This is a genomic window from Luteolibacter sp. SL250, assembly GCF_026625605.1.
Taxonomy (GTDB): domain Bacteria; phylum Verrucomicrobiota; class Verrucomicrobiia; order Verrucomicrobiales; family Akkermansiaceae; genus Luteolibacter.
The window spans coordinates 737011-761632 of sequence record NZ_CP113054.1; the positions used below are offsets into that span (position 1 = coordinate 737011).

24 protein-coding genes and 1 tRNA gene are annotated in these 24622 nt (G+C 63.5%); 11 read left to right on the forward strand and 14 right to left on the reverse strand.

Annotated features, from left to right (window positions below):
- Nucleotides 1-5 precede the first annotated feature (5 nt).
- Nucleotides 6-2240: an ATP-binding protein gene (locus OVA24_RS03340; protein WP_267673493.1), complete on the reverse strand. Its 2235-nt coding sequence runs from the start codon at nucleotides 2238-2240 to the stop codon at nucleotides 6-8.
- A complete protein-coding gene (locus tag OVA24_RS03345; RefSeq protein WP_267673495.1) occupies nucleotides 2240-2791 on the reverse strand; it encodes a biliverdin-producing heme oxygenase in 552 nt (183 codons plus the stop codon). Before OVA24_RS03345 ends, OVA24_RS03340 begins: the two co-directional genes overlap by 1 nt.
- 195 nt (nucleotides 2792-2986) lie before the next feature.
- On the opposite strand from OVA24_RS03345, the gene OVA24_RS03350 reads away from it, so the two are divergent.
- The 6 genes from OVA24_RS03350 (at nucleotide 2987) to OVA24_RS03375 (ending at nucleotide 8152) form a co-directional block, all read left to right on the forward strand.
- On the forward strand, nucleotides 2987-3865 hold the full coding sequence (locus tag OVA24_RS03350; protein WP_267673497.1) for a LysR family transcriptional regulator: 879 nt from the start codon (nucleotides 2987-2989) through the stop codon (nucleotides 3863-3865).
- Between the two features lie 68 nt (nucleotides 3866-3933).
- Nucleotides 3934-4605, forward strand: a complete 672-nt coding sequence (locus OVA24_RS03355; RefSeq protein WP_267673499.1) for an LURP-one-related family protein — start codon at nucleotides 3934-3936, stop codon at nucleotides 4603-4605.
- A gap of 80 nt (nucleotides 4606-4685) precedes the next feature.
- Nucleotides 4686-5837: a homoserine O-acetyltransferase MetX gene (locus tag OVA24_RS03360; RefSeq protein WP_267673501.1), complete on the forward strand. Its 1152-nt coding sequence runs from the start codon at nucleotides 4686-4688 to the stop codon at nucleotides 5835-5837.
- Between the two features lie 36 nt (nucleotides 5838-5873).
- The gene (gene rlmB / locus OVA24_RS03365; RefSeq protein WP_267673503.1) at nucleotides 5874-6470 is read left to right on the forward strand and encodes a 23S rRNA (guanosine(2251)-2'-O)-methyltransferase RlmB; all 597 of its coding nucleotides are present in this window, start codon (nucleotides 5874-5876) and stop codon (nucleotides 6468-6470) included.
- On the forward strand, nucleotides 6467-7291 hold the full coding sequence (locus OVA24_RS03370) for a metallophosphoesterase family protein (protein WP_267673504.1): 825 nt from the start codon (nucleotides 6467-6469) through the stop codon (nucleotides 7289-7291). The genes rlmB and OVA24_RS03370 overlap by 4 nt, the downstream gene beginning before the upstream one ends.
- Nucleotides 7292-7369: 78 nt before the next feature.
- On the forward strand, nucleotides 7370-8152 hold the full coding sequence (locus OVA24_RS03375) for a PEP-CTERM sorting domain-containing protein (protein ID WP_267673506.1): 783 nt from the start codon (nucleotides 7370-7372) through the stop codon (nucleotides 8150-8152).
- Nucleotides 8153-8166: 14 nt separating this feature from the next.
- Here the strand turns inward: OVA24_RS03375 and OVA24_RS03380 are convergent.
- Nucleotides 8167-8241, reverse strand: a tRNA-Val gene (locus OVA24_RS03380).
- A gap of 98 nt (nucleotides 8242-8339) precedes the next feature.
- On the opposite strand from OVA24_RS03380, the gene OVA24_RS03385 reads away from it, so the two are divergent.
- From OVA24_RS03385 to OVA24_RS03400, 4 genes are all read left to right on the forward strand, one after another.
- Complete coding sequence (locus tag OVA24_RS03385; protein WP_267673507.1) at nucleotides 8340-8804, forward strand: hypothetical protein; 465 nt, start codon at nucleotides 8340-8342, stop codon at nucleotides 8802-8804.
- Nucleotides 8805-8891: 87 nt separating this feature from the next.
- Nucleotides 8892-9545, forward strand: a complete 654-nt coding sequence (locus tag OVA24_RS03390) for a BUD32 family EKC/KEOPS complex subunit (RefSeq protein ID WP_267673509.1) — start codon at nucleotides 8892-8894, stop codon at nucleotides 9543-9545.
- 33 nt (nucleotides 9546-9578) lie between these two features.
- Nucleotides 9579-10595 (forward strand): permease, encoded by a 1017-nt coding sequence (locus OVA24_RS03395; RefSeq protein ID WP_267673511.1) that lies wholly within the window; start codon nucleotides 9579-9581, stop codon nucleotides 10593-10595.
- Nucleotides 10592-11401 (forward strand): DUF1980 domain-containing protein, encoded by an 810-nt coding sequence (locus OVA24_RS03400; protein WP_267673512.1) that lies wholly within the window; start codon nucleotides 10592-10594, stop codon nucleotides 11399-11401. Before OVA24_RS03395 ends, OVA24_RS03400 begins: the two co-directional genes overlap by 4 nt.
- Before the next feature lie 18 nt (nucleotides 11402-11419).
- Here OVA24_RS03400 and OVA24_RS03405 read toward each other — a convergent pair whose 3' ends face one another.
- The 10 genes from OVA24_RS03405 to OVA24_RS03450 all read right to left on the reverse strand — a co-directional run bounded on the left by OVA24_RS03405 (nucleotide 11420) and on the right by OVA24_RS03450 (nucleotide 23019).
- The gene (locus OVA24_RS03405; protein ID WP_267673513.1) at nucleotides 11420-11878 is read right to left on the reverse strand and encodes a cupin domain-containing protein; all 459 of its coding nucleotides are present in this window, start codon (nucleotides 11876-11878) and stop codon (nucleotides 11420-11422) included.
- 59 nt (nucleotides 11879-11937) lie between these two features.
- Entirely contained in the window at nucleotides 11938-13779 is a 1842-nt protein-coding gene (locus tag OVA24_RS03410; protein WP_267673514.1) for a heparinase II/III domain-containing protein, read from the reverse strand.
- On the reverse strand, nucleotides 13776-14486 hold the full coding sequence (locus OVA24_RS03415) for a response regulator transcription factor (RefSeq protein ID WP_267673515.1): 711 nt from the start codon (nucleotides 14484-14486) through the stop codon (nucleotides 13776-13778). Before OVA24_RS03415 ends, OVA24_RS03410 begins: the two co-directional genes overlap by 4 nt.
- Nucleotides 14483-16138 carry a sensor histidine kinase gene (locus OVA24_RS03420; protein ID WP_267673517.1) on the reverse strand — a complete coding sequence of 552 codons (1656 nt, stop codon included), beginning with the start codon at nucleotides 16136-16138 and terminating at the stop codon, nucleotides 14483-14485. Before OVA24_RS03420 ends, OVA24_RS03415 begins: the two co-directional genes overlap by 4 nt.
- Complete coding sequence (locus OVA24_RS03425; protein WP_267673519.1) at nucleotides 16135-19242, reverse strand: ankyrin repeat domain-containing protein; 3108 nt, start codon at nucleotides 19240-19242, stop codon at nucleotides 16135-16137. Before OVA24_RS03425 ends, OVA24_RS03420 begins: the two co-directional genes overlap by 4 nt.
- Before the next feature lie 163 nt (nucleotides 19243-19405).
- Nucleotides 19406-19876, reverse strand: coding sequence for a single-stranded DNA-binding protein (locus OVA24_RS03430; protein WP_267673521.1), 471 nt, complete (start codon nucleotides 19874-19876; stop codon nucleotides 19406-19408).
- A gap of 64 nt (nucleotides 19877-19940) precedes the next feature.
- Nucleotides 19941-20228 carry a 30S ribosomal protein S6 gene (rpsF, locus tag OVA24_RS03435; RefSeq protein WP_267673523.1) on the reverse strand — a complete coding sequence of 96 codons (288 nt, stop codon included), beginning with the start codon at nucleotides 20226-20228 and terminating at the stop codon, nucleotides 19941-19943.
- Nucleotides 20164-20805 carry an aminoacyl-tRNA hydrolase gene (pth, locus tag OVA24_RS03440; protein ID WP_267673525.1) on the reverse strand — a complete coding sequence of 214 codons (642 nt, stop codon included), beginning with the start codon at nucleotides 20803-20805 and terminating at the stop codon, nucleotides 20164-20166. The genes rpsF and pth overlap by 65 nt, the downstream gene beginning before the upstream one ends.
- A gap of 88 nt (nucleotides 20806-20893) precedes the next feature.
- Nucleotides 20894-22618, reverse strand: a complete 1725-nt coding sequence (locus OVA24_RS03445; protein ID WP_267673527.1) for a chloride channel protein — start codon at nucleotides 22616-22618, stop codon at nucleotides 20894-20896.
- Complete coding sequence (locus OVA24_RS03450) at nucleotides 22615-23019, reverse strand: MarR family winged helix-turn-helix transcriptional regulator (protein WP_267673530.1); 405 nt, start codon at nucleotides 23017-23019, stop codon at nucleotides 22615-22617. The genes OVA24_RS03445 and OVA24_RS03450 overlap by 4 nt, the downstream gene beginning before the upstream one ends.
- A 111-nt stretch (nucleotides 23020-23130) precedes the next feature.
- On the opposite strand from OVA24_RS03450, the gene OVA24_RS03455 reads away from it, so the two are divergent.
- Nucleotides 23131-23838 (forward strand): HPP family protein, encoded by a 708-nt coding sequence (locus OVA24_RS03455; RefSeq protein WP_267673532.1) that lies wholly within the window; start codon nucleotides 23131-23133, stop codon nucleotides 23836-23838.
- 103 nt (nucleotides 23839-23941) lie between these two features.
- Here the strand turns inward: OVA24_RS03455 and OVA24_RS03460 are convergent, their stop codons facing one another.
- Nucleotides 23942-24532 carry a 50S ribosomal protein L25 gene (locus OVA24_RS03460; protein ID WP_267673534.1) on the reverse strand — a complete coding sequence of 197 codons (591 nt, stop codon included), beginning with the start codon at nucleotides 24530-24532 and terminating at the stop codon, nucleotides 23942-23944.
- Nucleotides 24533-24622 lie beyond the last annotated feature (90 nt).

A 24622-nucleotide genomic window follows, 5' to 3' on the forward strand; every position in this document is an offset into this window, starting at 1 on the left:
ATGACTCAGTCGCGGTCGGCCCGCGTCACCGTGAAGCGGAAGGCCGCGCCGTTCGGCTCCGCGGTTTCCACCCACAGCTTGTGCCCCATGCGCTCGGCGACCTGGGCGCAGAAAGCCAGGCCGATGCCCGTGCCGGAGGACTCCGAAGAATCCCCGCGGTTGAAATACTCGAAAATCCGCCGCCGCTGCTCCGCCGGGATGCCTTTTCCGTCATCCCGCACGTGGATGACGGTGCCTTCCGCCGTTTCGGCGAAGCCGACATCGATGGTCAGCGGCCGCCCGCCGCTGCGGGCGTGTATCAGCGCATTGCGGATGAGGTTGCTGACCAGGTGCCTCACCTGGGTGCGGGGTGCCAGGATTTCCGGCAGCTCGGAGATCCGGATGACGGCTCCTTCCGCCAGGCCGGAAAGCTTCAGTTCCTCCGCGATGTCGTGCACCATCTCACCCAGGTCGAACGCCTCATCCGGGGTGTTGGTCTCCGTCTTGGAGAACGCCAGCATGTCGTTGGTGAACTTTGAGAGCCCGTCCAGGCGCTCACGACCCAGTGTCGCCAGTTGCTGCACGGCGGGGTCCAGTTGGGCCAGCCGTTCCTCCAGCAGGGACAGGGCGAAGATGCCCGTCTGGAGATGGTTCTTCACCTCATGGGCCACCAGTCCGGCGAACCGCCGCAGGTCCTGGTTGGAGCGTGAAAGGATGATATTCCGCTTCCGCAGGATCTCCAGGATGCCGGTCCTCACCTCGGAGGTGAGGGCGGCGGTTTCCTCCGGCCATGGCTCGGATTCTCCGCGGACTTCCTCCAGCCAGGCGGAGAAGCTGTTGCGCGGGCGGAGCGGGCCGTCCACCGAAGCGATTCCGGGCTTCCTGGGGTCGCCTGCCCATGTCACCTGTCTGGCCATTTCCCCGCGGAACAGCACCAGCCAGTCGGTGGCCCCCAGGTGGATGGCGACGATGCCCGCCGCGCTGTCCCCCGCGTTCTCCAGCGACGAAAACTCCCTGCACGCCCGTGATGAGATCCGCACGCCATCTCCGGAGCCGTCGCCCAGCTCGCGGTGGAAATCCGCCAGCACTTTCTCGTCCGGCGTGCGGCCATGGTGGAAGGAGTCCGTCCCGCTGATGAAGGCGGCGCCCCCTGCGGCGAAGAGTTCCATGAAGCGCGGAAGCATGGAGGGGAGGCTTCCCATCGGTTCGGAGTAGTCGCGCAGCCCTGTCAGGATGGAGAGCGCCATCCGCCGGGCGGAGGCGATGCGGTGGTTCTCCAGGTTCCGCTGCTTCACCTTCAACTGCGCGGACAGGACGATGGCGTACAGGCATGACGTCGCGCGGATGGCGTAGGAGACGAACCGGGCGGTGCGGTGGTGGCAGGCGATGAGGCCCCACAGCTTGTCCTCAACCACCAGCGAGATGCTGAGGGATGCCCCCACGTCCATGTTCTTCAGATACTGGACGTGAATGGGTGACATCGCGCGCAGGACGGAGCGGCTCATGTCGAGTGGTCCGCCGGTGAGGGGATGCATTTCAGGAACAAGCGGCACCGGCGCCGCGTCCACATCCTGCAGCAGCCGGACATGGTTTTTCAGGTAGAGCGCGCGGGCCTGTTCCGGAATGTCGGACGCGGGATAGTGGAGCCCCAGGAACGGTTCCATGTCCTCCTCCACGCTTTCCGCGATGACCTCCCCGTGGAAGTCAGGGGCAAAGCGGTACACCATCACCCGGTCAAAGCCCGTGAAGGACTTGATTTCCGCAGCCATCACCTCCGCGATGCGCACCACATCGGCCACCCCTGCGATCATCTCCAGCGAGCGCTGGACGATCTGGAGATAGTTGTCGATTCCCTCGGTCGATGCCCTTGCGCCCGCTTCCTCGGAGGGGTCCAACTCCAGTTCAAGAACGGTGCCCAATCCTTCGATCATGTGGGCGATGCCGTCGAAATAGCGCACTCCGTTCCGAACCGGGACGGTGACGCGGAAAGGGTTCACATAGGTGAAGGCCGCCTCACGGACCAGCCGCTCGAAGGAGGTGCGCGTCTCCGGCACCACCAGGTCCAGCACCGGTGTTCCCAGCAGGGAGGCCGCATCCTTCTCCAGCAGTTCCGGCGCATTCGCGCTGACCTGCAGGATCCGCAGCTCATCATCCAGCGTGAAGAGCATCCCATGCGGCTGGACGGAGCCGGGGATGTGGATCGGTTCGGCGGCGCACCGGTCGATGGCGGCTTGGAGTGGGTCGTGTTCCGGGGCGTCCATTAGTTCTGGCGGAATGAATTGATGAAATGTTGGAAGGTCCGCATGGCCGCCTCACGGGCCTCCGCGATGAACCCGGGTGTGGTGTCGATGTGGTTGATCCATTCCATGAATGAAGCCCACATCCGGCCGTTTTCATCCCCAAATCCTGTCAAAAACGAGAGGCTGTCATCCGGGAGGTCCGGATGACCGGACAATTTTCCCAGCAGGATCCGCCCGCCATGGATGCTGCCCTCCAGGACATACAGGCAGCCGGTGGAAGCCGCAGCCCCCGCACCCGTGTGGTCGCGGAGTTTCGCATGGAGGATGGCCAGACGTTCCAGATCGCTTTCCAGGGCATGGTAGCGCTGTTTTCTCCTTGAGAGCTCTGGCAGGGCCAGAGCTCCAAGTGTCCCCCAGTCGAGCATCTTCCAGGAGGCGGCGACGCCGTCGTGGAAATGGGAGAGGTAGGCACCGTAGGCGGCCGGGTCGGCCGCCGGATCAGGAACAAGGCCATCGAGCTCGCGATGGAGGGCGGAGGTTGCGCTGCGGAGTTCCGGAAGGAGGTTGTTCATCCAAATTGCTGTTAGGGCAACATCATCCGTCGCCCGGTCATCAGTGTGCACCGGGCCGCGCACAATCGGCAACGTAAGGTTTCCGATGGAAGCCTTAGCTTTTTCCTAACGGACTTGCGTCAACCGTGCGGCGTGCAAGATTTAATATTGCCGACCCTTCGGTCGGCTATAGACCGGAAAACAGTTTTGAGGGCCATGAACTTCAATCATCTGCACTATTTCCATGTCATCGCGACAGAGGGCACCCTCTCCCGCGCTGCCAAGAGGCTCGGTCTCAGCCAGCCGACCCTGAGCGCCCAGCTCCGGAACCTGGAGGAATATTTCGGGCGCAAGTTGTTCGACCGTTCCAGCGGATCCCTCCGGCTGAACGCGAACGGCCGGAAGGCGATCGAGGTCACCCATGAGATGTTCCGTCTGGGGGAGAGGCTGGAGAGCTTGTTCCCCGGAGAGCGGCGCAGCCCGGTCACCCGGCTTGAGATCGGCATCGCGACCTCGGTCGTGCGTTCGTTCGCGGTGGAGCGTTTCATCGGCCTGTTCCGCAACAAGGACGTGCTGACCCGCGTCCGCCAAGGCGACCACGAGTATCTCCACCATGAGTTGCTCACCTCCGGACTGGACCTTTTCATCACCGACACGCCCCCGGACAAGAGGGTTACGCGCGGGACCATCCACCGTCGCCTCAGCTCCCCGGATTTCGCGATCATCGCTCCGGTCAGGGCGGCGAGGAAGCTGGCCGCAGGCATGCCGGAGTCCCTGCACGGGCAGCCGTTCGTCCACTACAGTTCCCATAGTGCCGCCCGCTTCGAGATCGACCAGTACTTCCGCAAGCACCGCATCGAGCCGGACGTCGTCGCGGAAGCGGATGATGTCTATCTGATCCGGGATGCGGTGCTGGAGGGCATCGGCTTCGGTGTCGTGCCGTCCAGCATCCTCAGGGAAACGGTGGACCGCCACAAGATCACCGCCATGGGCCGCGTCGAGGGGACCTTCGAAATCCACGCGGTGTACAACCGGAAGGATCCCACGAAGGAAGTGCTTGCCGCGCTGGACTTGCTGGCCGATCCGGAGAGTTGAGCGGGGCGTCCCCTCCCCACGGATGAAGATGGTGGTCCCGCGTCGGAACATCTGCTAGAGTCCGGATCATGGAAGCTGAGAACCCCTACGCCGCCCCCGCCACCCCGCCCGCGCTCCCGAAGGATGACATCGCGCGCCAGCTCGGTGGCATCCAGTATCCGCTGACCCTTTCCTTCAAGATCCTGGCCCTGGCGAGCCAGGCCACCGTCACGGATGCGAACGGCCAGGTGGTGCTCTACACGAAGCAGAAGCTCTTCAAGTTCCGCGAGCACGTGCAGATTTTCACCGACAAGTCGCAGTCCACGCTGCTGGCGGAGATCCGAACCAAAAAGATCATCGACTGGTCCGCCCGTTACGTCTCCACGGACGCCGACGGCAGGGAGATCGGCAGCGTCGGCCGCCGTGGCTGGCGCTCCATCTGGAAGGCCCACTACGAGGTCTTCAACCCGGGCGACGACAGGGTGGATTTTTCCATCCATGAGGAAAACGCCTGGGCGAAGGTGATGGATTCGCTTCTGGGGGAACTCCCGGTTATCGGCATGTTCACCGGCTATTTCTTCCACCCCAGCTATCTGGCCGGAAGGGCCGGGGGCGCACCGGCGATGCGCCTGACCAAGCAACCGGCTTTCTTCGAGGGCAAGTTCAAGGTCGAGAAACTCACGGACCTCACCCCGCGGGAGGAGCTGAACCTGTTCCTTTCCTTCCTGATGCTCGTTCTCCTCGAGCGAAGGCGCGGGTGACCCGCCGGGCGGTCCCCCGGGTGGCGGGAATATCGCTGCCCTTGCATCTCCGGGCGGGGTCTGCTTAGGGTCCGCCCATCATGTCAGCAGAAACGGTCACGAAGTTTTTCCACATCGGCGGTTCCGATGAGCCCGTGAGGCTCCGGGATGGCTCGATGTTGGGCGGCGTGACCATCGCCTACGAGACCCACGGCGAACTGAATGCCGACGGCTCCAACGCCATCCTCCTGTTCCACGCCCTGTCAGGCTCCCACCACGCGGCGGGCATCACCCCTTCGATCGAGGGGCTGGACGGCCTTTGGCAGCCGGAACTCCATGATGGCTGGTGGGAAACCATGATCGGCGAGGGCAAGGCGATTGACACCTCGAAGTATTTCATCGTCTGCGCGAACTACCTCGGCGGCTGTTACGGCAGCACCGGCCCGGGCTCCATCGACCCGGAGACCGGCGCCCCCTACGGCTCGAAGTTCCCCTCCGTCTCCGCGGCGGACCAGGCGGAGATGGTCCACGCGCTCATCGACAGCCTCGGCGTCGGGACGTTGGTCGCGGTGATCGGGCCGTCCGTCGGCGGCCTGGTGGCCACCACCTTCGCCACCCGCTTCCCGGAGCGGGTGCGGAATGTCATCGCCATCGCCTCCGGGTTCAAGACCACCGTCCTGAACAAGCTCATCCTGTTCGAGCAGATCCTCGCCATCGAGAACGACCCGCACTTCAACGGCGGCGACTACTACGCGGACCAGCCGCCGCTCTATGGCCTGGCGCTCGCCCGCATGATCTCCCACAAGACCTTCGTCCACCTCGACTCCATCGAGAAGCGCGCGCGGCAGGACGTGGTGCAGCCGGATGACATCCTCGCCTGGTACCGTGTGCGGGACCAGTTCCAGAGCTACATGCTCCACCAGGGGAAGAAGTTCGTGAAGCGCTTCGACGCGAACACCTACCTCCGCATCATCGACATGTGGTCACGTTATGACGCGGCCCACGAAGGCGACGCGGAAACGCCTGCGGACCTCTTCGGACGCTCGAAGCTCGCCGGGCAACGCTGGCTCGTTTTCTCCATCGACTCCGACTTCTGCTTCTATCCGGAGGAGCAGGCGGAGCTGGTGAAGCATCTGGAAACGGCGAAGGTGGATGTCATGCACATCACCGTCCATTCCGAGAAAGGGCATGACTCCTTCCTGCTGGAGCCGGACCTTTACACCCCGCACATCTCCTGGGTGCTGGGCCGCTGAGCCGCACCCACAACCCTCACCACCACCGCTCCAACCATGAAGCCCCGCCCGCAACACGGAAACTTCAACAAACAGGCCCGTGAGAACCGCCACGTGAAGCCGCAGGAGCCGGAACAGAGCGTTCCGTCCCTGGATGAAGACGACCTCATGGCCATCGTCCGCGAGCAGGCCGTGCCCTTCGTCCTGATCCTGGACTGCGTGCAGGACCCCCACAACCTCGGGGCCATCCTCCGCACGGCGGACGGAGCGGGTGTGCATGCCGTCGTCGCGCCGAAGGACAAGGCCGTCGGCATCACGGAAACCGTGCGCCGCATTTCCGTGGGCGCGGCGGACCATGTACCCTTCGCCCAGGTGACCAACCTTGCCCGAACCATGGAACGGCTCAAGGAGGCCGGCTTATGGTTCGTCGGTACCTCGGACCGCGCGACGAAGTCGATCTTCGAGCAAGACCTGAAAGGCCCGCTGGCGCTGGTGCTGGGGGCTGAGGAAAAGGGCATGCGCCGCCTCACGGAAGAGAACTGCGACTTCCTCGTTTCCATCCCCATGGCCGGAAAGGTCGAGTGCCTCAACGTCTCCGTGGCGACCGGGGTGTGCCTCTTCGAGGCGGTGCGGCAGCGCCGGGTCGGTCCGTGAAAGAGCCGGTGCGGATCCTTTCCGATCTGCACCTCGGGCACCGTGTCTCACGGATCGCGCGGGTGGAGGCTCTCCGCCCGTTGCTCGCCGGAGCAGGGACTGTCGTTTTCAACGGTGATACCTGGCAGGAGCTGGCCAGGGAGCTGAAAGCCGGCTCCCGGGGAAAGCTGGATGAACTGATGGCGCTCTGCCGGGAGGAGGGTTGTGAACCCATTTTCCTTCCGGGGAATCATGATCCGGGATGGCCGGGGGACGGCTATCTGGAACTTGAGGGTGGGAAAGTCGTCATCACCCATGGCGACGCGCTGCTGAGATCCGGTGCGCCGTGGAAGCGGGAGATCCTGCTGGATCCACGGCGCGTCGAGGAGCTCTGGGCCGCACATCCCGCGGCAGCCCATGACGCGCGGGAACGGCACCAGCTCGCCCGGGAAATTTCCATTTCCTATCCCGTGGTGAGGCATCCGGAAGGCCGCGGCTTTTTCCAACGGGTCCTGGAGGCCATCCACCCCCCGCAGCGCGCCTTGGAAATGATGAAGGCGTGGTGGACCCAGCCGGACATGGGCCTGGCATTCCGCGACCGTTATTTCCCGGAGGCGGAGTTCCTCGTCATCGGGCATTTCCACTGGGCCGGGACATGGAAGAGGGGAAACCTGCGCGTGATCAACACCGGGTCCTTCCTCAATCCGGGGCGGGCGTACTGGGTGGAGGTCGCGGATGGCTGGATCAGCCAAGGCCGGATCGAGGAAACCCAGGAAAGCTGCCACATGGGTCTTCCGGATGGCCGGTGGCGCAGCGGCACACCCCAGCCGGGGAATTTCTGATTGGTGGTCTGCCGGATGCGTGAATAAGATTTCTGCGCTGCGCTCCGTAAAGGCGCAGATCACCCGATTTCCGATCCTATGACCCGCACCATCCTGCCCTTTCTTGCCTTCGCCGGATCCGCCCACGCGGCGATCCTCATCCAGGACAACTTCAACGACGCGACGGCAGCCCATATCAACGGGCGGGCTCCCAGCACCAACCTGGTGAATTCCAACAACTGGACCGCCACCGTAACCGCGGATTCCATGAAGTTGGACGGATCCGGACAGCTGATGTTGGGCACGAATCTCAACCGGACGGCAGGGATCTCCCTTGGGAGCAATTACTTCACCACGAATCCCGGGATTTACGAACTGTCCTACACGATCACCCACCCGTCGAACTACGGAAATTCCTGGGTGGGTTTCGGTTTCACCGCCGGCCTGACCACGGAACAGAATCTGACCGATTCGGGTACCGCGGCCGGTCCTTGGTTGTTCTATCGGGCGAACGGAGATGTCAACGTGAGACCGGGCGGCGGCACCACCGGAAATGTGCTCCTTTCCACCACCTACACGGCTGGAGCTCCCGTCACCTTCAAATTTGTCCTGAACACGATCGCGACCCAGTGGACCTACGACCTCTATGTGAATGGTGTCCCCCAGGACGTCAATGGTGGTTCGGCTGGAAACACCTACACTTATGCCACCAACTCCAACCCAGCGCTCAATTACATCGCGCTTGGGACCGGAGCGAGCGGAGGCAGTGGAACATCCACGGGTGACAATTTCACGTTCGCCTTGGTTCCGGAGCCCTCCCACGCGTTGATGCTGGTGGCTTCCGCGGGTCTTTTCGCGCTGCGCCGCCGCAGAAACTCCTGATTGCGGGGGAAAAATGGTACACGAGGACGGGATCGAACCGCCGACCAACCCGGTGTAAGCGGGTTGCTCTACCGCTGAGCTACTCGTGCAACGACGCCGGAGTCTGCGCGGAATCTGTTTCGGGGATCAAGCGTCGAATTGATGAGGGCTTGCGGGAAGGGGCGCGGGGTGGTTTCTTCCCGCCCGGATGCACCTCAGGTTATCGGATCATGAACTCGCCACCCTTGTGGAAATGGTCAGCCTCGCCGCGAATGTCGCGTCGTGGAACCAGAAGGAGGGGGCCAACGACCAGGTGACCGCCTTTGAGAACCTGGAGAGCAAGATCCTCGAGAAAGCCGGACACTCCGGACTCGGCGACTGGATCGAGTTCGACGAGGAGACCCAGCGGTTTCGGGTGAAGCAGGAGCGGGAGGAGAAACTGTTCTACCACGAATGCTACGAGGAGTTCCGCAACGAGAGCTTCTGGGACGAACTGGCGGTGCGCCTGTCCGACCGGGATCTGGCCAAGGCCATCGGCTTCAAGAACTGGGAAGCCCTCACGGAGGAGCAGCGCCGGGCCCGCACCGCGGACCGGGAAAAGCGTTATTGGGAGGAGTTCTCCAAGCGCGGCGTTGACCGTGTTTTCGTCATCCATCCTCCACAGGAGGGCTGATTCCCACGCCGGAGATCTCCGGAAACGGATGCCACGAGGGGGAGAAGAGGCTTGAAATCCGCGTGGTTGTGGCATTCTTGTCACACCATGTTGCCGGAGCTGAGGGATTTCGATGCTTTGCTGGAGAGTTCGACGGTGCTCATGAGGGACCGCTACGGCCCGAAGGTCATCGCCACTCCGGACGGCGGGATCATGAAGTTGTTCCGCCGCAAGCGCCTGCTTTCCTCCGCCCTGTGGAATCCCTACGCCAAGCGTTTCGCGAAAAACGCCGCCCGGCTCACGCAGATGGGCATCCCCACCGTGGAGGTGACCGGGCTGTGGCGCATCCCATCACTCAAAAAGGACGCCGTCGCCTACAAGCGCCTGGAGGGTGAATCCCTGCGGGATCTTGGAAAAACCCCGGAGTTGTTCGGAAAACTGGCTGCGTTTGTCTCCGGTCTTCATGAAAAAGGTGTCTTTTTCCGGTCGATCCACTTCGGGAACATCCTGGAAATGCCCGACGGTCGTCTGGCGCTCATCGACATGGCGGATCTCACCTTCAAGGGCCGGCCGCTGACACCGAACGAGCGCCTGAGAAACTTCGGCCACCTCACGAAATACAAGGAGGACCAGGAACCTCTGGAGGCGTTTGGCGTGAAACGCTTCATCCAGCTCTACCATCAGGCGGCGGGCCGTTCCGGACCGGGTTCCGAAGCGTTGGGACAGGACTTTGAGAGGAAGCTCGCCCAGCCCGCCGGTTGACACGTTGGCCTCCAGCGCGTTTGCTTCGCGGCGATGTCTGCTGATTCGCAACAGGACTTTGCGCTCGCGTTTCTGAGCATTCTCTTTGAGGGCGCTCCGTTCATCCTGCTAGGGACGCTCATCAGCGGCTTCATCGACATCTACCTGCCTGCGGGCACGATGGATCGCTTCCTGCCGAAGAACAAGATCCTCGCCGTGCTCACCGCCGGCCTTCTGGGGGCCGTCTTTCCGGTCTGCGAATGCGCCGTGGTGCCCGTCATCCGCCGTCTGGTGAAGAAGGGCCTGCCGGTTTCCTGCGCGCTCACCTACATGCTCGCCGCGCCGATCGTGAACCCCATCACCGCGCTGAGCACCTGGAAGGCCTTCCAGGGCCAGGGGGCGGGCATGATGACCAGCGGCCGCCTCATCCTCGGCTTCCTGATCGCCGTTCTCGTCGGACTCATCGTCTCCCGCATGCGGCTCTCCTCCGTCCTGAAGCCGAAGCTGGTGGAAAGCCTGTCCGCCTCCAGTCCGGCCCCGGCCAAGGATGCCGCCTGCTGTGATCATGACCATCATCATCACGACCACGATCATGCCGATGGCTGCTGCGGGCATGACCATGGCCACGGACACCACCACCACGCGAAAGACGACAACCGGATGGTCGCTGCGTTCCGGTCCGCGATGAAGGACTTCGTGGATGTGGGCGTCTATTTCACCATCGGCGTTGCCATCACCGCCCTGTTCAACACCGGCATCGCCCCCGGTGCGGAGTGGCTGGACAGCGTCGCCGGGAACCCGGTGGGGGCCCCTGCCGCGCTCATGGTGCTGGCCTTCGTGCTCAGCCTCTGCAGCACCTCTGACGCGTTCATCGCCGCCACTCTCCACAAGTTCACCTGGGGTGCGAAGCTCGCCTTCCTCACCTTCGGGCCGATGATGGATGTGAAGCTGCTGTTCCTCTACCAGACGGTGCTGAACAAGCGCTTCATCGCCGCCCTCGCCGTCGGCCTTTTCGTCGCCATCGGCGCCGCCGCCATCTTCTGGCAGGAAATCGTCCTGAAAACCCCATGAGCCCACGCAACCGACGCATCCTGTTTTCGCTCGCGCTGCTGATCTGGAGCGGGGTGATCCTCTACTTCTACGCTTCCGGCCGGATCACGAAGTACCTTGCCCCGGACTTCCGGCCCATCGCGCTCTGCGGCGGACTGGGTCTGGCCGTGTTGGGCTTGTTCAACCTCCTCACCGCGGGCCAGCACGCGGACTGCGGCCATGACCACGGCGACGGGGACGCCCACGACCATGAGTCCGGGGACATGCACCCCCTCACCGCATTCGCCCTGATGGTGGTGCCGGTCCTGCTTTCCGTGGCCTGGACGAAAGACAAGTACTCCGAAGCCGCCATCTCCCGGAAGACCATGACCGTCGATGAGGTGAAATCCCCGTTCATGGCCTCCATGCTAGGTCCCATCACCCGTGAGGATCTGGAAAAGAACCACCGCAAGACACAGGACGGCTACTACGAGATGTCCCTGATGGAACTGTTCTTCTCCAGCGGGGATGCGGAACTGCAGAAAGCCCTCGGCGGGATGAAGGTCCAGACGGAAGGCCGCTGGGCGGAGGAAAAGGCGGACAACGACGCAGGAACGCGCAAGCGCCTCTACCGCATGTTCATCACCTGCTGCGCGGCGGACAGCCGGGCCATCCCCATCGTGCTGGAGTTTGGCAAGGAACCGCCGGAGTTCCCGGATGGCGGCTGGGTCCGGGTCTCCGGAACCATCACCTTCCCGAAGGGCAAAGCGGGCGTCCAACCGGTGCTGGAGGTGGAGCAGTCGCTCGCCGCGGAGGAGCCTTACGAGGAGAGCTTCATGCGGAACTGACCATCGTCAGCCCCGTCGTCATTCCGTTTTCTTTTTCAGCATCCCGGGGGAGTTCCATTTGAAGACATGGTAGGTCGCGGGTGTTTCACCCGCATTCCGGATGGTGTGCATTTCGTTCGCGGCCTGGAAGATGACCGATCCCGGTCCTAGCTTCTTCCATTCCCCCGCGACCAGGGCTTCGACGGTGCCCTCTTTCACGATCAGGATCTCCTCGTCCGGATGCTGGTGCGGAGGATGGGAGGTCACTCCGGGTTTGAGCGTGGTCACATGGCACTCCAGTTCGTCCAGGGTGGCCGTGGGGGCTTGGAAGACCTTCCTCGTCTCACCCTTTGCGCTGGCTTTCACCGGCAGGTCATTCCATTCGAGCGCCACCGATCTCATCACCGCCGGGGCAGGATCGCCCTGGGTGGCGGCGAACAAGGCGGAGGCGGTGCCAAAGGCGGCCACGAATACGAACACGTCGCGGGTTTTGATCATGGGGCCATATACAGGATCCCCGGCCGGCCGTCAGCAGCAAGAATCGCGGCCGCGTTTCCTCACCATGAGTCCAGATTTCTGGATGCGGTGGACTTTTCCTTCACGCCTGCGGTCACCGTCATCGTTCCGGTCGATCCCGCATCGGTTTTCGTCGTGATGACGATTCGTTTGAGGCCGGGGTTCGCCTCGTCGTAGTCATTCACCGGTTTGGAAAGATCCTGCACCCCGATGGTGAACGGGCTGCTAGCCTCCACTTCCAGGCGGAGCGACTTGCCGCCGGACTCCAGCACGGCGCCCGACTGGTCTGCGGCGACCTTCGCCCTCGTCAGCCACTGGAATGCCATCGAAACGGGTTTTTCCTCTGTCTGCCATTCATCCCGGATGACCACGCCGCCGTCCGCCAGCATCCGCAGCCCGCGTTGGGAGGATTTCACCGCTCCGCCATGGAGGGCGGTCAGATCCAGCACCATCAGACGTTTCTCCGCGCTGGACTTCACCACCACGGCGGAGCCTTCCACCCGTTGGTCCGCGCCGTCGAAGCGGGGGATGTTGTGGGCTTCGGAACCCAGGCGGAACACTTTCCAGCGCGGGCTGTCCTGCTTCTGGTTCCACAGGTCGATCCCGCGGGACTCCAGCGTGTTGTAGGACTGCAGCCCGGGGTCCTCCGCCCAGCGGATGCCGTCCCTTTCAAAAACGAAGGATCCCACGTCCATATGGCCGTGGGAGATGTCGGGCCTGCCTCCCTTGAACGCCACAAAGGCGGCGTTGCGGTCGCCCCAGCGTTCACGGAAAACCGCGAGCGGCACCTTTCCGTCACCCGTCCAGGAGGTGGGCGGGTTTTCTTCCGTTCCCGCCTCCTTGCCATCCCACCAGACCAGAGCCAGCGCCATCAGCCGGTCCAGCTTCCGCGGTTTCGCCTTTAGATCCTGCACCAGCGCCAGGTCCGCTTCCAGCAGTCCGGGGCGTTTCAGCTCCCTGGCGAACCAGAACAGCGGTGTCTCGAATCCACGCGTCTGCACGTTGTCGGAAAAATTGTAATACCTCCCCGCGGGGGAGTGCATCTGGACGATGAAGTCCGCGGTCTTCAGGAACCCGGGGAACTTCTCCAGTCCGAAGGTATCCCCAAGGGCGGTTTTCAGCGCATCCACCAGCGCGACGTGGAATCCGGTGCCGTACGCCCAGTAGCCGGGACCTTCAGGGTAGATCCCGTCCGGCGCGTAGGCCTTCGCCGAATGCTTCAGGTTCTCGATCGCCCGGTCCACCATCCGCGCGGCCAGCTCCGGGTTGCGCTCCGCCACCGCCAGCGCGCCGATGGTCATGCCGGAGTGGCACACCTGGTTCCAGTTGTTCGTGCCGGCCACCCAGAAGGGTGGCTTGCCGCTGCGGGATGCCAGCGAGGCCTCCAGGCCCTTCCCGATGATCGCGCCCGAGATCAGATCCCGGTCCTCCGGCGTGAGGTCGTCATACAGCCAGTCGTAGCCGATCCCCATGGCGAAGGTCGCCTCCGCCACATCGAGGAAATGCGGCTGGTTCCAGTCCGTGAACCCCGCCAGCGCCCGCATCTCCGTGATCGCCCGCCGCTTGTATTCCGCATTTCCCTCCAGCCTCCCCACCATCGCGGAGATGGTGATGCACTCCAGCGCCTGGCGGGAGACGGGAAGCAACCGCCTCCCTGTCAGCACCCGCTCCACCGGCTCCTGTTTCAGCAGGGCATCCGCGCGGGCTTTCAGGAGCAGGAAGAAATCGCGCGCCGGTCCTTCGTCCGCCACCTGTCTCTTGATCTCATCGAAGCGGGCTGCGTTCGCGAACAAGCGCGGATGAGGTGGCAGCTTGTCGAGGGAAATACCTCCCATCGCACACCCGGCGAGGAGGAAAAGCAGCAGGAACAGACGGCGCATCATTCCTGATGACTACGCTCGCCGGCGGGGGAGTCTTGCTCCAGCCGGTAGCCGGTTCCCCGCACCGTGACCAGGTGCACCGGGTTGGCGGGATCCTGCTCCAGTTTCGCCCGCAGGGCGGAAATGAAGTTGTCCACCGTGCGGGTGCTCGGAAACGCGTTGTAGCCCCACACCACATCCAGGAACTTCTCCCGGCTGACGGTTTCCCCCGCGTATGCGGCCAGCAACCTCAGCATGCCGGCTTCCTTTTCGGACAGCGGGTGGACCCGATCTCCCTGTGAAATGGATGATTTCCGGAAGTCGATCACGGTGGTCCCGAGTTCCAGCACCTCCGGCACCGCCTGGTCCCGCTCCCGGCGGCGCAGCAGGGCACGCACCCGCGCGAGCAGCTCCCGCAGGCTGAACGGCTTCACCAGATAATCGTCAGCGCCGCTGTCCAGGCCATCCACCCGGTCGTCGATCTGGCCTTTCGCGGTCAGCATCAGCACCGGCATCCCGCGTCCGCGTTTCCTCAGCTCACGGCAGACCGCATAGCCGTCCAGGCCCGGCATCATCACGTCCAGCAGCACCAGATCGAACGTCTCCATACAGGCGGTTTCCAATCCGGAGATGCCGTCACCAGCCGCCTTCACGCGGTAGCCCTCCGCGGCCAGTGTTTCCACCAGCGCGGTGCGCATGGGCAGTTCGTCTTCGATGACCAGCAGTCTCATGGATGGGTGGAGGGAAGGTGGAGGATGAAGGTGCTGCCGTTGCCCGGTGCGCTTTCCAGCGTCACCCGGCCCTGGTGCGCCTCCGCGATGGCTTTCACCAGGCTGAGGCCGATGCCGGTGCCCTGGGTCTCGCGCCGCAACTCACCACCCAGACGATGGAATTTTTCAAAGATGCGCAGATGCTCGCTTTTCGGGATGCCCGGGCCGTTGTCGGAAATGCAGATCCGGCAACCTGCCTCACCCGCCGAAAGCGTCACCGTGATGGTCGAGGCCGCAGGGGAGAACTTGATCGCGTTGTCGATCAGGTTCACCAGCGCCTGTTGGAGCGCCCCGGCATCCGCCCGCATCGAGAGCTCCTCTGCAGGGACGTTGGTCCGCAGGGTGATGTCCTTTTCCGCCGCGAGCGGCTGCATCAGGGAGACCGTCTCCCGCACCAGTCCGGTGAGATCGGATTCCCCGAACCGCCATTCCTTCCGGTTCTGCTCGATGCGGGCGAAGTCGAGGACGTTCTCGATGAGGGTGGAAAGCCGCGCGCCTTCCTTCGAGATCAGCCGGTGGAACTCCTTCGCCGTCTCGCCGTTGATTTTTCCCTGTTCCAGTGCGTCCGCCATCAGGCGGATCGACGCGATGGGTGCGCGCAGTTCGTGCGAAACACTGGCGACGAAATCACTCTTCAGCGCGTTGAGCCTCCGCTCGCGGCTGAACGCCCGGGAGATGAGGAACAGCCCGCCGGCCGACGAGGCCACCGCGCACAGCAACAAGGCTGTGATCCACTGTGACTGCCTCCGTGCCGCCGACAGGATCAATTCGGGCTTCGCCGCGCTGACACGGATGCGCAGTCGTCCGTCGAACGGGACCGGCTTTTCAGCCATCACTTCCTGCGCTTTTCCGCCGCTGGACTCGACGGGATTGAGGAAATTGATCACCTGCCGGTCATTGACGATCAACTCCACTACCGCCCATGGGATCGACCGGTAGGCTCCCGGATTTCCTCTCGATTTCGCGGCAGTCTCAAGATTCTGGCGGTGGACATAGTGGATTTCATCTCCCACCACCCTTATCCATACAATAGGAGCCTCATCCGGAGTGAAATCCAGGTAGTGGCCGACGGATTCCGGCTCAATGGACCTGGCCGCGAAGCGTGCCGCTTCATCCTTCGTCCATTGGTTCATAGCGGCTGAATCGACCGCATCCGGTTGGATTTTACTGATTTCGGAAAGGGCTCGTCCGGTGATGACGGATGGTTCTCCAAGTGCCCTGGCCGCTGCGATGCGACCGTCCTCCAGAGATTCCGTTTTGCCGAACAGGCGCAGGGCGGCGATGACCTTCACCGGCAGTCCACTGTCCGTCAGTGCCGGTCCGGCGGCATCTCTCAGCCGACGCAACTCCTCAAGGTCATCCGTGTCGGGAAATGGACCGCCGTCTCCGGGCAATGGAGGATCGGGGTAGATGGCGGCAACGGTGACTGACTGTTCCAGGGCGCGCGAGGTGTTCGCCGCCGCATCTGTGGCAAAGCGATCCGCGTCCTCTTTCGCCGCCGCCCATGCGCCCTGGACCTGAGCACGGTTGCCCAGCCAGGCAACCACCGCCAGCGCCAGAAGGGGAGCTACCACAACCCCCGCAAGCAGCGGAAATGAAGCTGTCCTCTTCATCGGCGGAGATTGCTACCGGAGGGGGCGACGACGCGGGGACGTGGCACTTTCGGGGCTTCGGTGCCATCATTGGGTGGTGTGAGATCCAGGGGCACCCAATTGATCTGGTCGCCGTCGCGCACGAACTGCCGGCCCGCTTCGGTGCTCCGGTAGCTGGTCTGGCCCCGGACCAGTTGGTCCGCCGCCTTGCGGTCCGCCCACAGCATGTCATGGACGCGGGTGGTGGACACGGCCTCTGTGTCATCGGTCCTCAGGAAGGGGAATTTTCCTCCGCCCACCGCTTCGAATGCAAGGGGGCGGTAGCGGATTTCCTTCAACCTCACCTCTTCGCTGGCACTCCGGAACTGGACGCGGCAATCGAGTACTTTGGCGAAGAACGAGGCTTCCTCCTCAGACAGGCCGGTCCATCTACCGTCCACATCTCCTTTGAGCGGCACTTCGAGGATGTCACCTCCCTGCAGGGGGATATCCTTGGCCCTCGCCTGTTCCGGGGAATCGGATGCGGGCGATGCGGCGATGATCGAGGCGAGATCCACCTTGAGGATCTCCTCGCCGCCATCCTGGTTCAACCTGCGGATTCTCAGGTTGGCGAAGTCCGGATGGTTCCAGATGACGACCAGTTCCCTGAACACCCTGTGTTTGTCCAGAGCGGTCAGTATTTTTCCGGGTGTGGTGCCTTGGGTCACCGCCTCCCGCGAAGACAGCACGTCCGCCAGCACCTCGACCAAGGTGGGTGCGGGGAGGGTCGTTCCGTTCGTCTCCAGATGGTGGAATTTCCTGGCCGGGAGGCCCGGGGCCTCGATGCGGATCATGGAACGCCGCTGCTTCACCACATCCCCCGCAGCCTTCGTTTCCTCCGCGCTCTTCTCCCGCGGGATGAGCTTCACGACATCTCCAGGCTGGAGGAAGAAAGGCTTCACCGGTTCCGGTGGCTTCGCCGGTCCGGTCGAGATCCGGATCCGCATCCCGCTGAGGTCGAGATCGATGTCGGGCCAGCCCTTGCGGCTGATGATCGCATTGTTCCAGATGCCCCAGGTTACGGGCCCATCTTTCAGGAACAACGAGATGTCCCGTAGTTCGCCCCATGGGAGTTCCTTCTTGGTCGGATCGAAAGCCAGCAGATCCCCTCTGATCTGATAGGTCTCCATGGCATCGCCGATCCCGATGCTGACGGGAAAGGAAATCCTGCGCCGCAAATGCCACTGGAGGTCGTCGGGAAATCCGCTGTTGAAGGAGGTGCCACGCGATGCTTCCGGAGACGTGGTGTGGGAGAGTTCGACCACATCGCCCCACTGGAGTGCCGGAAACGGGGCCTCCTGATCCAGCGTGCCCTTCGCGACCTGCTCCACGGTGCCCTCCGCGTTCTTTCTCCAGATCGTGAACGAAGAGGGTGCGATGGAGATGCCCAAGCCCTGCTGCAGCATCAGCAGTTCAAGGGGCGACTCGGGATCCAGAAGCAGCCGTGCCAGGTCCATCGGCGGGGAATCTCCTTTCGTTTGGAGAATGGTGTGACCTCTGGGCGTAAAGGGTGCCAACAGGATCACCGCAGGCTTGTCCGCCAGCATCGGTATGATGAACCGGCGCGTGATGGCCAGGCGCATTTCCGGAGTGGAACCCCGCGGCGTTTCCGAGGCGGAAGGTTCGCCCGCAAGTCCCTTCAGCCACTCCTCATCCGGCTTTGCCCCGCCATCCAGCAGTGTGCGGAACACCTCCATCCTCGGCCACGACGATGAACTTTCGGAGATATCCGCGCCTGCGGCGATCCGCAGCGCGGAGTAGGCTCCCACCCGGTAGGAGCCGGCGTGATCCGCGGGTACATTCGGCGGGACCATCCGCCCGGTGAACATCACGTTGGGATCCGCTCCATGGTCCAGCAGCGCCTTGATCAGGGCAGGGTTCCATTTCTTCGTGGCGAGGATGATCAGGGGCAACCCTTCGGGGGTGGTCGCATTGGGATCCGCTCCCTTGCCGGTGAGCCAGCCCACCGCCTTGGTGGCTTCCCAGTTCACTGCCTTGATGAGCAACGGAGTGGGATCCGGCTCCGTGACTTTCGGAAGCATCATCTCCAGCAGATCCGTGTTGCCCCGGCCTGCGGCCACCATCAGCGGGGTATCGCCTGGTTCAACCTGGAAGGCTGCCTGGGAATAAGGTGCGCTGGAGCTTTTCCACTTCACCTTGGCAAGCACTGACGGGTTGGCCCCCATCGTGAGCAGCCGCTCCGCAAGCTTCGCGTTCTCGAAAAACACGGCCATGTGGAGAGCATTCACACTTTCTTCGGGGATGACCGTGTTCACATCCGCTCCGGAATCCAACAGCAGATCAACCGTTGGTTGGTAGCCCCGGCGGATGGCCATCAGCAACGGTGGGCCGCCCCTTGGCAGCGGCTTGTTCACGTCCAGGCCGCTCTTGAGCAACAGTTCGATGATCTTCGGCCGACAGGTGTCGATGGCTAGGAACATCGGCGTCAGGTGGCCGCTTCCTTCCACGCTGGCCCCGGCTTTGACCAGCGCCTCCGCCATGGCCAGGTTGCCGTTGGAGGCGGCCATCCCCAGCGGGGTGGTGGGGCCGGTTTCTCCTTCGCCCGTCACGTTCGGATTCGCCCCGCGTTCGAGGAGATACGTCACCACGCGGAGTTGGTTGGCCCTTGCGGCGGCTGTCAGCAGAGAGCTGCCGTTGGCGATGTCCGGGCTGGTCTTCTCAAGGACTTTGATCCGGGCAAGTTCCCTTGATTCCTCATCATCGGGCATATTTCCGATCTCCGGCAGTTTTCCTCCGAGAGCGGCGAGCGAGTTCCGTGCCGGGACGGTCTGGTCTCCCTCCGGAAACTCCTTCAGGAGCTTCTGGAAGAGGGAGACCGCCTCATCCTTGCGGCCCTGCTTCCTCTTCAGCTCCGCGAGGCGGAAGAGGGCGGTCGCGGCGAAGTTCCGCTGGGCCTCATAGCGGGAGAGGATCTCGGAGTACTGCCTGGCGGCGGTGTCAGCGTCGCGGGTCACCTCCTCGGCGTAGAGCGCGTCGCGCATCAGTTCATTCACCGGGGTTTCGGCGGAGCCGCGGATTGAGATGAGGGAAAGGAAGGTGACCGTCAGGATCAGGTTGGGCTTCATGAGGGCATTCAATCCGGAATTCCGGAAAGGAGTGTCATGGAACGGTCATGAAATCGATGGAAATCACCCGTGCTGGGGGAGACTGCCGGGCATCAAAAAAGCGGAGCCTTGTGCAGGCTCCGCTTTTCCAAATGGAATGCAGGATGGATTTCCGTTCCGTGGATCAGAACGGGATGTCGTCCTCGTCGCCGTAGTCTTCCGGAGGAGCGGCGGAGGCTCCCTGCGGACGGCCGCCCTGTTGGGGCGGGCGCGAGCTTTGCTGGCCTCCCCCCTGCGGGATCTGGCCGCCGGAGCCGCCTTTGCCGTCGGGAAGGAACTGGAGGCTTTCCGCGACCACCTTCAGCTTGCTGCGCTTCTGGCCGGTCTGCTTGTCGTCCCAGGTGTCCATCTGGAGGCGGCCCTCGATGTAGGCGCCGCGTCCCTTGGTCAGGTACTGCTGGGCGAGCTCCGCCTGGCGGCCCCACAACGTGATGTCCACGAAGGTGGTTTCCTCCTGGCGCTGGTTCTGCTCGTTGTTCCAGACGCGGTTGATGGCCAGCGCGATGTCCGCGACAGCGGTTCCCTTCGGGGTGTATCTCAGCTCCGGGTCACGGGTGAGGTTCCCGATGAGCATGACTTTGTTCAGGTTGGCCATGGCGGTGGAGACTAGGGATGATCGGGTTCCTGCGCAAGGACTGTTCTGGGGAACAGTCCGGAAATCAGGCCAGACGCTGGTAGTGTTGGAGGTGGACGTTGTCGTTCAGCTTCAGGCGGGCCTCGATCTTCTTGATCGCTTCGGCAGGGGCGCTGAGGGTGTAGTCGACATAGTGGCCGGCGTCCACGTGGCGGGAGGTGTAGGCGAACTGCTTGCGGCCGATCTGGTTCACTTTCTCGATCTTCGCGCCTTCGCCTTCGATCTCCTTGGCGACGGCTTTGATGGTGTCATCGATCGTTCCGTCGATGTTCTTCGGGTTGAGGATGATCAGACCTTGGTACTTGCGGCTCATCTGCAGGAGTTGGTTTGGTGAGGGTATGGAAACGGTTCGCCGCGGCGGCGAGACCTTGGGAACGCGCAAGCTGCACCGCTGCGAGGGCGGTGGCAAGCGTGTTTTCCAGCACCGGGCGCTCGTCCGGGGCGAATTTTCCCAGGACATGGCCGACCATTTCGCCGGGCTGGCTGCCGCCGATTCCCACCTTCAGCCGGGGGAAGGCATCCGTATGCAGGTGCTGGATGATGGATTTGATGCCGTTGTGCCCTCCCGCTGATCCTTTCTCCCGGAACCTGAGGGTGCCGAGTGGCAGGGAGACATCGTCATAAACCACCAGGATGTTCTCCGGGGACCATTTGTGGAAGGAGAGGATCTGCTGGAGCGCCCGCCCGCTCAGGTTCATGAACGTCTGCGGTTTGAGGAGCAGCGTCCCGTCGCCGGGGATTTTCGCCAGGTGGCTCTGCCACTTCGGCACGCTCTGGAATGCCGTCCCGGTATCCGCCGCCAGCCGGTCCAGCACCATGAATCCGACATTGTGGCGGGTATCCTCATATTGGCGGCCGGGATTCCCGAGCCCCACGATCAACTGGAACATGATGCAGGATGGATGCCTGCCACCGGCCCGTCCAACCCGAAGAGGGATTGGTGGCGGATTCCCCCCCTGCAAATTCCGCTTCTTCCCTTCAACCCCGCACCTTCTCGTCCTCCAGGCGCTTCCGGCGGGCCTCGAGGATCTCGCGGCGGCTGATGATCCCGCATAGCTGCGGGGGAGCCGAACGGTCCACCACCGGCAGCCGCCCGATTTCGTGCAGGATCATACGGTCCGCGGCCTCCGCCAGGGAATCGTCCGGATGGATCGTGATGGGATGGGTGATGGCCACCTCCAGAACCGGTGGTTCCGGATTTTCCTGGACCGCGGCGAAGATGTCCGCCCGTGAAACGACGCCCAGCAGCTCCCGGTCATCCCCGATGATGGGGAACAGCCGTGCCCGGCTCCAGCGGGTGGAACTGGTGGAGATGAGATCCCCCAGCTCGCGCACGGTCGTGTTCCGGCCGACCACCAGAGGATCCCGGATCATGAGGTCCGCCACCGTGCCGCCGTGGAGGGGATCCGGCTCGTAGTCCTCCGGCACCCGCACGCCGCTGCGGGCCAGTTTTTCCGTCATGATGGACTCCTTCATGAGCCACTTGGAGACCAGGATGGCGAACGCACAGCCCAGCAGCAGCGGGCCGAATGTGGCCGTCGAATGGGTCGCCTCGAACGCGAACGCGACCGATGTCAGGAAAGCGCGGGAGGCCCCGGCGAAGATGGCGGCCATGCCGATCAATGCGGCGATGCCCAAAGGAAATCCTTCGAAGCCCGGCAAGCCGGCCAGGGCATGGGCGGTGAGAGCTCCCACCGCCCCGCCGATGGTCATGACAGGCGCCAATGTCCCCCCGGCCGTGCCGCTACCCAGGCAGATCGACCAGGAAAGGAATTTCAGCACCAACAGGGCAGCGAGTGCGGGAAGAAGCATGCCGCCGTCCAGGAGAGTCCGGAGATTGCCATAGCCCGGGCCCATGGTACGGGGATCCACCCAGCCGATCAACCCCACTACCAGGCCTCCGATGGCTGGCCACCACATCCAGTGGAAGGGCAGCTTTTCAAAGGCATGCTCGATGGCGTGCAGCGTGTGGGTGAGGATGACCGCCGCCAGCCCGCACACCGCACCGATGACCACCGAGCCGACCGCGAGCATGGGGCCGGGTGCATCCGGAGCGGGCAGCGGCAGCATCGGAAACGGCTCGCCCACCACGCCGCGGACTGCCATCGCCGCACCCGCGGCCATCGCGACCGGAAGCAGGCTGCGGCCGCGGAACTCGAACAACAGCAGCTCGATCGCGAGCAGGACGCCCGCCAGGGGAGTCCCGAACACCGCGGTCATGCCCGCCGCCGCGCCCGCGGACAGCAGGATCTTCCGCTCCGCCGCACTGTGCGGCAGCCACTGGCCGGCCAGGGAGCCGATCGCTCCGCCCGTTGCGATGATCGGGCCTTCCGCGCCGAACGGGCCTCCGGTTCCGATGGAAAGAGCGGTGGAGAGGGGTTTCAGGATCGCGACTTTCAACGGGATCCGACTGCCCCCCGTCATCACCCCCTGCATCGCCTCCGGGATGCCGTGGCCGCGGATCGCAGGGCTTCCGAAGCGTGCGATCAACCCGATGGCCAGTCCGCCCAGCGCGGGAACGAAGATGGCCAACCATCCGAGGGTGGCGAAATCGGGATCGCTTTCATGGAAGGAAAACCGCCCGTGGAAAGCCAATTGGGTGATGAGGTGGATCAGCTTCAGCAGTCCGATCCCTGCGAACGCAACCACCACCCCCAGGGGAATGGCGGTCAGCGCGAGCTTCAGTCCGGCCTTTCCCTTCATGAGTCGAGGCTGTGGAGGAGGCGCAGGATCTCCGGACTGAGCTGCCCGAGTTCCCGGCGGTGGATGTAGGTGAGGGTCTCCAGTTTCGACGAACCGAGATCCGTCAAGCCCAGCAGGACCGTCCGTTTGTCCTCGTCGCCCGGTTGGCGGGATACGAGGCCCGCCGCCACCAGACGCTGGGCCAGTTCCACGGCAGTGTTGTGCTTCACCCGCAGGCGTTCCGCCAGCCTCCCCACGTTCGCCACGGAACCGGGAGTGCCGCGGATCACCAGCAGCGCCTGATGTTGCTGGGGGGTGAGCCCCTCCGCCGCCGCGGCGTTTTCACTGAACTCCAGGAAGCATCTCAAGGCGTGCCGGAAGTCCGCCAGCGCGGTGTAGTCCGCATCAGAAAGTCGTTTCATCCGCGCTTGATCTATATCGCATTACGATATAAGGCAACCGCCCTCGCTCATGATTCACATGAATTTTGTTCATCCGGCGGCTGGCGGCCGCCCTTCAGGAAGTGCCCTCATATGAGAAAATGGACGGATTTGCTGGGCGTCGAATTGAGTGCCGTCAGTTGGAAGGAGAAGGGGATTTCCCTGCTGGGCGGCATCCTTTCGATTCTTTTCCTCATCTTCTTCACCGGTCGCTGCATGCACCTCCCCCATGCGACCGGCCTCGTCGCGTCGATGGGCGCCAGCGCCGTTTTGTTGTTTGCCGTGCCGCACGGCCAGTTGTCCCAGCCATGGCCGGTGCTGGCGGGGCACGGTTTCTCCGCCCTCATCGGCGTGGCCTGCGCGAGGTGGATCCCGGATCAAACGCTGGCCGCCGCAACCGCCGTCGGTCTGTCCATCGGAGTGATGCATCTCTTCAAATGCATCCATCCTCCCGGAGGAGCCACCGCGCTCACGGCGGTTCTGGGCGGTTCCGCCGTCCACGCCCTGGGATTCCATTTCGTGCTTTGCCCGGTGTTGGTGAACGGGCTCGTGATGGTCGCCATCGCGGTGCTCTTCAACGGCTTCTTCAACTGGAGGAGGTATCCTGCGGCACTGGCCTGGAAGTCCGTGGAGCAACCGGACACCGCCACCCACGACCAGGTGATAGCGGCTCTGCGGGAGCTGGATTCGTTCGTGGACATCTCCGAGGATGACCTGATCCGGCTCAGCCGCTCGCTCGCGGAACTTCAGTTGGCTGCACGCCGCCCTGTCCGTCCTGCCGCAGGAAAGAGAGCGGCGTGACAGAGGTAGGCTGGAGAGAGTTTGGGGGAAAACTCCAACGCTATAAAAGAAAGAGCCGACACGGAATGTGCCGGCTCTTTTGTCAAATACTGATGTCTGGTGATCAAGCGGAGGCGGCTGCCTCGGAGATCGCGGCACCGGACTTGCCGATGTGGGCGATGACGACCTCACCCGCGTGGGTGGCACGGACACCGGCAGGGAGCTTCACATCGCTGATGTGAAGGGAGTCACCTTCCTGGAGGTGGGTGACATCGAACTCGAGGGTGTCCGGCAGATCGTTCGGGAGGCAGGTGATTTCCAGCGCGTGGATGTACTGCTCCAGGATGCCACCGGCCTTCACGCCGACAGGCTCACCGTTGAGGTGGGTCGGGATGTGGGCGGTGATTTCGGTCTTCTCGTCGATGGCGAGGAAGTCGGCGTGCAGCGCGGCGCCGGTGAGCGGGTCGTGCTGGACGGACTGGAGGAACGCGAGGCGGGTGCCTTCGCCTTCGACGTCGAGGTTGATGAGGATGTTCTCGGAGCTGCTGTGTGCGAGCAGGTCGCTGAAGGTCTTCGCGTCAACCTTGAGGTTGTGGGCCTCGACGGTGCGCCCGTAGATGACGGATGGCAGCCAGCCTTCGCGGCGCATTTGTTTGAGGCGTCCGGATCCGCTGCGGGCGCGCGGTGCTGCTTTGAGTGATGCTTTCGTGGCCATGACAGGAGGCGTTCGTGTTCTGGGAAATGCCAGCGGCAGGCCGCGGGCGGGGCGAGGGATGTAGCGGGCGGGCGGCCCGTTGTCAAAAAT

Excerpts from the sequence above, each read along its gene's own strand:
- OVA24_RS03455 (WP_267673532.1), top strand. The coding sequence starts at position 23,131 with ATGAGAAAATGGACGGATTTGCTGGGCGTCGAATTGAGTGCCGTCAGT.
- OVA24_RS03425 (WP_267673519.1), bottom strand. The coding sequence starts at position 19,242 with ATGAAGCCCAACCTGATCCTGACGGTCACCTTCCTTTCCCTCATCTCA.
- rlmB (WP_267673503.1), top strand. The coding sequence starts at position 5,874 with ATGAAGCCCCGCCCGCAACACGGAAACTTCAACAAACAGGCCCGTGAG.
- OVA24_RS03360 (WP_267673501.1), top strand. The coding sequence starts at position 4,686 with ATGTCAGCAGAAACGGTCACGAAGTTTTTCCACATCGGCGGTTCCGAT.
- OVA24_RS03345 (WP_267673495.1), bottom strand. The coding sequence starts at position 2,791 with ATGAACAACCTCCTTCCGGAACTCCGCAGCGCAACCTCCGCCCTCCAT.
- OVA24_RS03430 (WP_267673521.1), bottom strand. The coding sequence starts at position 19,876 with ATGGCCAACCTGAACAAAGTCATGCTCATCGGGAACCTCACCCGTGAC.
- OVA24_RS03340 (WP_267673493.1), bottom strand. The coding sequence starts at position 2,240 with ATGGACGCCCCGGAACACGACCCACTCCAAGCCGCCATCGACCGGTGC.
- OVA24_RS03400 (WP_267673512.1), top strand. The coding sequence starts at position 10,592 with ATGAGCCCACGCAACCGACGCATCCTGTTTTCGCTCGCGCTGCTGATC.
- OVA24_RS03410 (WP_267673514.1), bottom strand. The coding sequence starts at position 13,779 with ATGATGCGCCGTCTGTTCCTGCTGCTTTTCCTCCTCGCCGGGTGTGCG.
- OVA24_RS03445 (WP_267673527.1), bottom strand. The coding sequence starts at position 22,618 with ATGAAGGGAAAGGCCGGACTGAAGCTCGCGCTGACCGCCATTCCCCTG.
- OVA24_RS03420 (WP_267673517.1), bottom strand. The coding sequence starts at position 16,138 with ATGAAGAGGACAGCTTCATTTCCGCTGCTTGCGGGGGTTGTGGTAGCT.
- rpsF (WP_267673523.1), bottom strand. The coding sequence starts at position 20,228 with ATGAGCCGCAAGTACCAAGGTCTGATCATCCTCAACCCGAAGAACATC.
- OVA24_RS03395 (WP_267673511.1), top strand. The coding sequence starts at position 9,579 with ATGTCTGCTGATTCGCAACAGGACTTTGCGCTCGCGTTTCTGAGCATT.
- OVA24_RS03385 (WP_267673507.1), top strand. The coding sequence starts at position 8,340 with ATGCACCTCAGGTTATCGGATCATGAACTCGCCACCCTTGTGGAAATG.
- OVA24_RS03460 (WP_267673534.1), bottom strand. The coding sequence starts at position 24,532 with ATGGCCACGAAAGCATCACTCAAAGCAGCACCGCGCGCCCGCAGCGGA.
- OVA24_RS03450 (WP_267673530.1), bottom strand. The coding sequence starts at position 23,019 with ATGAAACGACTTTCTGATGCGGACTACACCGCGCTGGCGGACTTCCGG.
- OVA24_RS03415 (WP_267673515.1), bottom strand. The coding sequence starts at position 14,486 with ATGAGACTGCTGGTCATCGAAGACGAACTGCCCATGCGCACCGCGCTG.
- OVA24_RS03375 (WP_267673506.1), top strand. The coding sequence starts at position 7,370 with ATGACCCGCACCATCCTGCCCTTTCTTGCCTTCGCCGGATCCGCCCAC.
- OVA24_RS03390 (WP_267673509.1), top strand. The coding sequence starts at position 8,892 with ATGTTGCCGGAGCTGAGGGATTTCGATGCTTTGCTGGAGAGTTCGACG.
- OVA24_RS03355 (WP_267673499.1), top strand. The coding sequence starts at position 3,934 with ATGGAAGCTGAGAACCCCTACGCCGCCCCCGCCACCCCGCCCGCGCTC.
- pth (WP_267673525.1), bottom strand. The coding sequence starts at position 20,805 with ATGTTCCAGTTGATCGTGGGGCTCGGGAATCCCGGCCGCCAATATGAG.
- OVA24_RS03405 (WP_267673513.1), bottom strand. The coding sequence starts at position 11,878 with ATGATCAAAACCCGCGACGTGTTCGTATTCGTGGCCGCCTTTGGCACC.
- OVA24_RS03350 (WP_267673497.1), top strand. The coding sequence starts at position 2,987 with ATGAACTTCAATCATCTGCACTATTTCCATGTCATCGCGACAGAGGGC.